Here is an 8741-nt window from a genome sequence, read left to right on the forward strand (position 1 = left end):
AGCTGTTCAATCGTCTGGCTCAGTTGTTGGGTCAGATGGGGATCTACCCCATTTAATAGTACTGCCTGCGCCTGAATAAGTGAGTCCGCATAATGATTCAGCTTGTATTGATCGTGGAGTAAAGGCACAAGTTTGTTGCGCTTGATACTTAGAATCTCGCTCTGCTCTACTGCAATGTCTTGGATTGGAATCAAAACATCTATCTGTGACATGGCCCTTTAAACTCAATGAATTCGATTTTTATAGTACGTCTTTTCATTCAACATAACATGTAGCATTTTGCAAAGGAATGCTTCAAGCCATAGAATTTTCTTTATATAAGTTGAAGATATTGTTGGAATTAAGTTTGGCATACAGCCATTTTTTGTACAAATTATTTTGACTATAACCTGCTGTTTCTCTCTATAACCTTTCCCATCGGCCTCAAATAGGCTAATAACCAACTAAATAAGGATAAGCACAATAAATGCCAAGTTAATTTATGGTCTTAATTAAGCTTTTTTTAAACTTAAGAATACTCATAAGGCATTATAAAACATAAATAATTCTCGAATTTTAAGCATGAATTATTTATGATCAAGATCAACAATAAAGTAGGTAACCTGAGAATAAAATGGAACGTTTTTTTCATAATACGATGTATGCCGCACGCTGGATTTTAGCTCCTGTCTATTTTGGTTTATCATTCGCTTTATTATTGCTGGCCTTAAAATTCTTTCAGGAAGTGATTCATGTCCTGCCACATATTTTTGAATATACTGAAGCTGACCTGATCTTGGTGATTCTCTCCCTGGTTGATATGACCATGGTTGGTGGACTTATTGTGATGGTGATGTTTTCAGGTTATGAAAATTTTGTTTCGCAACTCAAAATTGATGAAAATAAAACCCGCCTGAACTGGCTCGGTACTATGGATGCCAATTCTCTTAAACTTAAAGTTGCGGCTTCCATCGTAGCTATTTCTTCGATTCATTTACTACGTATTTTTATGGATGCTCGTAACGTCGAGAATGACAAAATCATGTGGTACATCATCATGCATCTGACTTTTGTGATTTCTGCATTTATTATGGGTTATCTGGATAAACTCACAAAGCATTAAAACATGGATATTAAAAAGCCCCGATTATAGGGGCTTTTTAATATCGGCGAATTAACTAAAAAATTATAGATAGTCACCTTCTCGTTCCGGCTGATACAGCACTTTTTCAATCGTGACTTTCATCAACTGACCATCAGGTTGTGGCCATTCAATGGTCTGTCCTTCTGCCAAGCCCAAGATTGCAGTTCCAATCGGTGCTACGACATTCACTTGCCCTTTTTCACCTTTAAACTCATGCGGGTAGACTAAGGTGATTTCTACAGGCTCCGTTGATGGTGCAATCGTCAGCAATGCACGCGCATGCATGGTCACCACATTGCTTGGCATGTCCTCTGGCTTGACCACTTCAGCACGAGCCAGTTCATCTTCCAGTTGAAGCATGGTCTCACTGAGCTTGTCTTGATTTTCAAGCATGGTTTCGAGACGCTCCACATCCTGTTCAGATAAAATAATTTTTGGTTTAGCCATTCTTACTACCTTGTTTAATGAATGATTGAATAGTCTTTAAAAAGCGAATGAATCTAGGTTCTAAGTGGTTAATCAGATTAAATTAAGTTCAAATATAAAAAATCTATTTTTAGCTGCTAAAAAAATTGTGTCTTAACTCAACTTATAAAGCTGTTTTTCAAAGAATGTAACCAGTTTTAGAAAAACTCAATACTCTTTTCGAAATCAGATTTATAGGATCTGTATTTCTCAACTTTGTTTTATAAAAGGATAAGTATTTTCTATATAGGATTGATTAAGCTTTGATCTTATCTTCCCTTTTAACTCATCGTAAAAGCTAGCAGCAGAAGATGAGTCAGAAAAAATATCACCCAATAAAAAAGCCCCCTTGAGGGGGCTTTTCTCAAGTTAGGCTTATTTTGCGTAAACAGGGAATTTAGCACAAACAGCAGCAACTTTTTCTTTAACAGCAGCGATCACAGCTTCATCGCCTTTAGCATCAAGGATATCAGCGATCCAACCAGCAAGTTCACGAACTTCTGATTCACCGAAACCACGAGTCGTTACAGCAGGTGTACCGATACGGATACCTGAAGTCACGAATGGAGAACGTGGATCATTTGGTACAGAGTTTTTGTTCACAGTGATGTGTGCAGCACCCAACCAAGCGTCAGCATCTTTACCAGTGATGTCTTGTTTGATCAGAGACAACAAGAACAGGTGGTTTTTAGTGCCGCCAGATACAACATCGTAACCGCGTTCGATTAGAACTTCAGCCATTGCTTGAGCATTCTTAACCACTTGTTGTTGGTATGCTTTGTATTCAGGTGCCATTGCTTCTTTGAAGCAGATTGCTTTAGCAGCAACCGCGTGAACCAGAGGACCACCTTGGTTACCTGGGAATACAGCTGATTGAAGTTTTTTCTCGATTTCTTCGTTTGCTTTCGCAAGGATCAGACCTGAACGTGGACCACGAAGAGTTTTGTGAGTAGTCGTTGTTGTTACGTCAGCAATTTGAACTGGGCTTGGGTAAACGCCAGCAGCAACTAGACCAGCAACGTGAGCCATATCTACAAACAGGTAAGCGCCAACTTTATCCGCGATGTCACGGAAACGTTGCCAATCTACGATTTGGCTGTATGCAGAGAAACCAGCTACGATCATACGTGGTTTGTGTTCTACAGCTAGACGTTCAACTTCTTCATAATCGATCTCACCAGTTTCTGGATTCAGACCGTATTGAATTGCATTATAAGTTTTACCTGAGAAGCTTACTTTCGCACCGTGAGTCAAGTGACCACCGTGAGCCAGACTCATACCCAATACTGTGTCACCTGGGTTAAGCAGCGCTAGGTAAACTGCAGAGTTTGCTTGAGAACCAGCATGTGGCTGAACGTTAGCATAATCAGCACCAAATAATTCTTTAGCACGGTCAATTGCCAATTGTTCAATGACATCTACATATTCACAACCGCCATAGTAGCGTTTGCCTGGGTAGCCTTCTGCATATTTGTTAGTGAGTTTTGATCCTTGAGCTTCCATTACTGCTGGTGAGCAATAGTTTTCAGAAGCGATCAACTCGATGTGCGCTTCTTGGCGAGCATCTTCGTTAGAGATTGCTTGAGCGATTTCTGGATCAAATTCAGCAATAGAGATATTGGCAAACATTAGCGAGGTCCTATTAAATTAGGGCTTTTAAGCCGTGCTAAGATTGGCGCGTATTGTAACATGAACTTTGCCAATTTCGATCATGAACTTTATTCAGTTTGCAATAAAAATAGCTCATGCTTAAAAAAACATGAGCTATAGAGATAAAAATAAGTTATTGAATTGGCATTAGAGATTTTACATCTGAAATAATATTAGCGATATTCAGTGCATAGACGCTACCATGATCCCATGAACCGTCCGTAATATATCGTACCGAGGTTTGTTTCTGATTCGCTAAGCTCACTAAAACATCTGTTGCAGCCTTTGGAACAGTAGAATCCGCCTCTCCCTGATAAATAATCACAGGTGTAGACACTTTAACCTGTAAAGGCTGAGAGTCTTTATCCAGGAAATTCTTCACTACTGGAATACTCATAAAATTAGCTTGAGTACGCGGATATTCTTCCAGATTCCCATTGGTTTGGGCATAAGCTCCCATTGCCGTACCGAATTTGTTGCCTAATACATCATAACAATCTGTTTCAGCATTCTTGGCAATCTCATCTGTTGGTGTTTTAAAGACCTGACTATATTGCAGATTTGGATTCGGATTACGCAATCCCGCGACGATCAGCGCGGTAAAAGTATCTAAAGATGCTAGAGTTTGAATCTTTTTATTCAGATCTGGTTCTTGTCCAGCTTGAGCCTCACCACCTGCCAAAATCAAACTAAAATTAGAAGCAGGAGCTAAAGCTACCGTACCTTTATAAGTCATTTGAGAAGCACGTGCTGCATATTGGGCAGCGCCTAAAGCCGCTTGACCACCTTGAGAATGACCGACAGCCATCCATTGATTAGAGGCATCCGAACCTAAATAGTCTTTTGCTGCGACTACAGCATCGGTAATTGAATAAGCTTCACTCTTAAGATTAAGGAAAGGATGAAGTTCTTTTCCACCCGGCTCTCCTAAACCTTCATAATCAGGTGCAACGACCACATATCCCGCTTGAAGAAATCCGGCAATCATATTTTTGATATAAGGATTTATTTCATTGCGACTTGGTGCACACTGATCGGCCACACCCGTCGTACCATGTGCCCATGCCACTATAGGCCAACCTTTTGCAGGAGGCGTTCCTTTTGGAGTGAAAAGCAGTGCCGTCGCTTGGGTTTCCTTATTATTAGTACCTAACATCTTATAGGTCATAACCACACTTTCATCGGCAACAGCTGTCAGGTTCGTTTCGGTATAAGCCACAGGCGTTGCTACAACCGGATTGTCGATATTATTCACGGGAATAGCGGGTTTGGATTCATAATAACGATTATCATCGCTATCATTACAGGCAGTTAAAGCTATGCTTAGCGCGAGTAGAGAACCAGTCAATACATGACGTTTCATCGATCTTATCCTTGTCTTAATTATTATCTCTCATGATTTTAAAGTTTTATCTTTATCCGTTGATAAAACTAGAGAATAATTTCCCAAGTTATTTCATTAATTACAAGAGATTATTTTGTTATTTTTCTAATAAATAGCAATTTAATTTATGACCATTCCGACATGATAAATTTAAGTTCTGGAAATATTTACAGAAACTTTAAAAACTTTTATTTATAGTGTAGATTACAAATGTTCTATATCAGTCAAAAAGTCTGCAATTAAAGTTGAAATCCGGCATTTCAATTGTCAGGATTGAAATAATAATGTTAGATTTTGATATCCACTTTTTTCAGGCATATTTCCGTCATGCAGGCTATCATTCTCGATACTGAAACTCATACCTTGAATGGTCAACCCATTGAAATTGCCTATGCGCCTATAGAGATCATAGACCATAAAATTAGTCTGGATAAAAGCCGACTGTTTGATCAGCTCTATAGCTGTGATGAACCGATTTCTTTTGCAGCCATGGCCGTGCATCATATTCTGGAATCAGATCTGGAAGGACAACCACATTACAGCAGTTTCGAACTTCCACAGGAAACCACTTATATCATTGGTCACAATATTGATTATGATATTCGTGCCTTAGAAAAATGCGGTGTAAATTCATCTAATATTAAAGCGATTTGTACGCTCGCTTTGGCTCGTCGCGTATGGCCAGATGCTGAGGCCCACAATATCTCTGCCCTGATTTATATGATCACCCGTGGCAGTGACCGTGCCCGTGAAATGATCCGTAAAGCGCATCGTGCTGATATGGATATTATTCTGACTGCGAATATCCTGATGCATATTGTGCATCACCTGAAAATCAGCAGTATTGAAGAACTCTATGAGGCATCTGAAGATGCGCGTATTCCACGGACCATCAATTTTGGTAAGCATCGTGGCACTGCGATTGCTGAACTGCCTGCTGACTATGTGCAATGGCTGCTTCGTCAGGAGGATCTCGATCCTTATCTGCGTAAGGCTTTAGAAAATACTGCAATTACAACTCTTTAATTTTAAGTAAATTTAACAGCATCTTCATATTAGTGTAATTTTCTAATATTAGCATCTACCTGAATTCTGTATATAAGGCATTCAGGTATGATGCGCTATTCAAAAACTGCAAAGGGTCTACATGTTCTTCAACATCGTAATGTCGAGCTTAATGCACGTCAAAGACGTCTTTTGGTTTTAATTGGCACTGAAGATTTTGATTTACTCACACCTCAGTTTAAAGCGCGTATTGCACCACATGATTTGCTGCAACAATTGTGTGATATAGGACTGATTGAAGTACAAGAGTTAGAGACTTCAAATACAGCAGTCGGTACAGATTCAGCACAAACTTCAGCGGCTGCTAATAACTCAGTAAAAGACCCATTTCCACACTTTCCTGAATCAAATATTCAGACTTCAATCACCAGTCCTGCCCCATCTGCCGATCTTGAAGCGCCGATTACCACGACATTAGTTGCCACGACCCACGTGCCTGACGTACCTGCTGACATTACCTATATAGCACTCAACCAAGAACAGGTACGCAGCTTGATGCTAGACAGTTTAAAAAAATACTGTGGCTTATTGGCCAAACAACACATTCAAAATATTGCTCAGGCACCAGATATCAATGCCTTAAAAGTCTGTCAGGTGCAATGGTTGACACTCCTCCAGGAAAGCCGCATGCCTTCACAGGAGTTAAACCAACTGTTCAAGCAAATTAGCCATGCTTTATCCATGCTGCGTGCTCAGGCTTAAAACTCTTCATAGATTCAGTCTTTTTAAGTCTATCTTAAGTTTAAAGATGAATAAATCCGGCGAAAAAATTTTTCTATTTAATTGAAAAATATAATTTTAATTCATTCAAAAGTAGTTGTATTTATTTACTTTCGACTATAGATGCATAGCTATATTAAGGATTTAAAGCCATATAGAATGTATTACTTTTTATTCTTCCCACGCTTATGCAACACTATCTTGAATTCGATGCCTTCGATAATCCCATGCAGCTCAGTAAAGTGGGTAATTGGGTAATCACTTTTTTGAGTCCAGCTGAAGAATTGGACACTATACAACTTGCGATTACTTATGTACTGCCCCGTCAGATCAGTGACGCATTACAGCCACGACGGGTATTAATTCAAAAGAGTTCAATCGAACATCATTGGCTAATTCAAACAATTGAATGTTTTGACAGCGCGACCAATCAGGAAGTACATATTAGGCCTGCAGATGAACTCGGACAGCAAACACTTCATCAAATTCTGGACGAGTTTGACCGTTATGATGTAAATGTCACATTAAAAAATTTCTGAAATAATACTTTTCTCAGAGCGTATTTTGAAGAAGTTCATTTAGATCATACATATATGTAGATAGCTTGATATTATTTAACATAAAAAATTAAGAAACTGAGAAATGATAGAAGTTTATCCAATCTCTTTGAATTAAATTTATCAGTTTTTATTCTGCATCAAACTATTTAATAAAGAAGCTGAACTAAGATATCAAAATCAAGCTCATCATTGGATGAGCTATATCATTTTTAAGGGTCGCAAAGCAGCTTAATGAATCCCGGATCCTTATTTAGGGTCCAAAACACGATAGATACAGTCGGTCTGCTCACTGGCAAATAACAGTTCAATCGTTGGCCGGATAATCTCATCATCCACTACAATATATTCGACTTGCTGTTCCAAACGCTGGGACGGATCACTATGCTGAGCATCAGCACGTAGTAATGCTTTTACATTCAGGATTTTGCCATACTGGTTTTTGACTTGCACTTCAATTAAATCTTCTGTCATCGTCATACCTCCCTTTATTGGCATTATTAAATTTGCTTGTCTGAATTCTTATAACATAGTTATTTGAAAGGCTTTCAAACGAATATGTAAGATTTTTTAGCGAACACCTTTTATTGACTATATATAATCGCTAATGAAGAATGTGCTATACAAATAAAAGAGTCGAAATGATTAACAACTCTCGCTTAAAATTTAGCATTAAAAAGCCCGCATCGCTGCGGGCTCTGTGTTGGATGGCTAGTGCTAGATTTATTGCCTGAACCTAAGTTCGAACTCAACTAACTGTCATTGATCCGTCCAACTTATTGGTAGCGTCGTTTCGTTTTATGACCTACCATGAGTTCAATATAGCAGGATTTTTTTTACCTACAATACGCTTTTACACTTCTAAAAGAAGACTTATACAATATTTAAATTGTGCTTTTTCAAAAGCAGATTAGAATATTTTGGCTGGATCAATAGAGCACTGCAAACAACTCTCTTCTTTTCTATCTGTATATCCTATCTATTTAAATTTTAATAAAAATATTCTTTATTTATGTGAAATATAAATAATTTTATCTAAATACAATTTCAAGTTTTAAGTAAAAGAGTTCGCTATTAAGGCGATTGATTAGCCACTAAAAGTAATAGCGAAAACCAAATTGATAAGTAACCCCATTCAAGTCCAGATCATCACTCTTGCCAGAGACACATGCGCCATTCATACAAATCTTGGCATCACGGTTAAACATCCATTGATAACCAAAAGATCCAAATAAATTTGCTTCAGGAGCAACTTTATAACCGACCTCCAATGCAGCGGGAATTGTAAAATAATCCAATTCAAGATCGATTCTACCAAGATCCGCATCCGTTTCACTTTCATCTACCCAGCTCATTCCCAGACCTATAGAAACTGCTGAATAAAGCTGATCATTTTCCAGAAATTTATTTTTTATCCCCATTGTAACTTGATTGTAATCAATATCTGAGCTTTGAAATTTATATTCAGCCCATAAGCTGGCCGTCGGATGGGATTGATATTCACCATTAATAAACAGCCCATCGAATGATTCAGTACCAAAAAAACTGTCTGACCCTATTTTTGAACCGGCGTAGCCAAAAGCTAAAGAGTACTGACTTATTAGGTTTTTTTGAGCATGAAAAGGCGTAGTCGGAATTACTGCTTTATCTATTGGAGCAGGATTACCATGTTGAATAGCTAAAGGCGTATTTGCTCCAGCAACTGAAGAAGCCCCAATCATTACCCCAATGAATAATAATTTTTTCATATCTATGTCTCATTTTTATTGTGAGCATA

Annotated in this window: 9 protein-coding genes and 1 pseudogene; 4 read left to right on the top strand and 6 right to left on the bottom strand. The window is 38.3% G+C overall.

What is annotated here, in order from left to right:
* A pseudogene (locus tag B4J23_RS08005) lies at positions 1 to 212 on the bottom strand (tellurium resistance protein); the annotation flags it as partial.
* Between the two features lie 401 nt (positions 213 to 613).
* On the opposite strand from B4J23_RS08005, the gene B4J23_RS08010 reads away from it, so the two are divergent.
* Positions 614 to 1102: a TIGR00645 family protein gene (locus B4J23_RS08010; protein WP_005236522.1), complete on the top strand. Its 489-nt coding sequence runs from the start codon at positions 614 to 616 to the stop codon at positions 1100 to 1102.
* Between the two features lie 63 nt (positions 1103 to 1165).
* Here the strand turns inward: B4J23_RS08010 and rnk are convergent, their stop codons facing one another.
* From rnk to B4J23_RS08025, 3 genes are all read right to left on the bottom strand, one after another.
* A complete protein-coding gene (gene rnk / locus B4J23_RS08015) occupies positions 1166 to 1570 on the bottom strand; it encodes a nucleoside diphosphate kinase regulator (protein ID WP_034171243.1) in 405 nt (134 codons plus the stop codon).
* A gap of 393 nt (positions 1571 to 1963) precedes the next feature.
* Entirely contained in the window at positions 1964 to 3217 is a 1254-nt protein-coding gene (gene glyA / locus B4J23_RS08020; protein ID WP_004784306.1) for a serine hydroxymethyltransferase, read from the bottom strand.
* 154 nt (positions 3218 to 3371) lie between these two features.
* Entirely contained in the window at positions 3372 to 4601 is a 1230-nt protein-coding gene (locus tag B4J23_RS08025) for an alpha/beta hydrolase (RefSeq protein ID WP_291359838.1), read from the bottom strand.
* A gap of 348 nt (positions 4602 to 4949) precedes the next feature.
* Here B4J23_RS08025 and B4J23_RS08030 point away from each other — a divergent pair, with 348 nt between their 5' ends.
* From B4J23_RS08030 to B4J23_RS08040, 3 genes are all read left to right on the top strand, one after another.
* On the top strand, positions 4950 to 5648 hold the full coding sequence (locus B4J23_RS08030; protein WP_291359840.1) for a 3'-5' exonuclease: 699 nt from the start codon (positions 4950 to 4952) through the stop codon (positions 5646 to 5648).
* Positions 5649 to 5735: 87 nt separating this feature from the next.
* The gene (locus B4J23_RS08035) at positions 5736 to 6389 is read left to right on the top strand and encodes a hypothetical protein (RefSeq protein ID WP_291359842.1); all 654 of its coding nucleotides are present in this window, start codon (positions 5736 to 5738) and stop codon (positions 6387 to 6389) included.
* A 206-nt stretch (positions 6390 to 6595) separates the two neighbouring features.
* Positions 6596 to 6946, top strand: a complete 351-nt coding sequence (locus B4J23_RS08040; RefSeq protein ID WP_180068967.1) for a hypothetical protein — start codon at positions 6596 to 6598, stop codon at positions 6944 to 6946.
* A gap of 267 nt (positions 6947 to 7213) precedes the next feature.
* Here the strand turns inward: B4J23_RS08040 and B4J23_RS08045 are convergent, their stop codons facing one another.
* Positions 7214 to 7438 carry a hypothetical protein gene (locus tag B4J23_RS08045; protein WP_291359844.1) on the bottom strand — a complete coding sequence of 75 codons (225 nt, stop codon included), beginning with the start codon at positions 7436 to 7438 and terminating at the stop codon, positions 7214 to 7216.
* 620 nt (positions 7439 to 8058) lie between these two features.
* Positions 8059 to 8712: a hypothetical protein gene (locus B4J23_RS08050; protein WP_291359846.1), complete on the bottom strand. Its 654-nt coding sequence runs from the start codon at positions 8710 to 8712 to the stop codon at positions 8059 to 8061.
* Positions 8713 to 8741: the final 29 nt, after the last annotated feature.

It is taken from the genome of Acinetobacter sp. UBA3025 (assembly GCF_002367915.1).
Lineage (GTDB): Bacteria > Pseudomonadota > Gammaproteobacteria > Pseudomonadales > Moraxellaceae > Acinetobacter.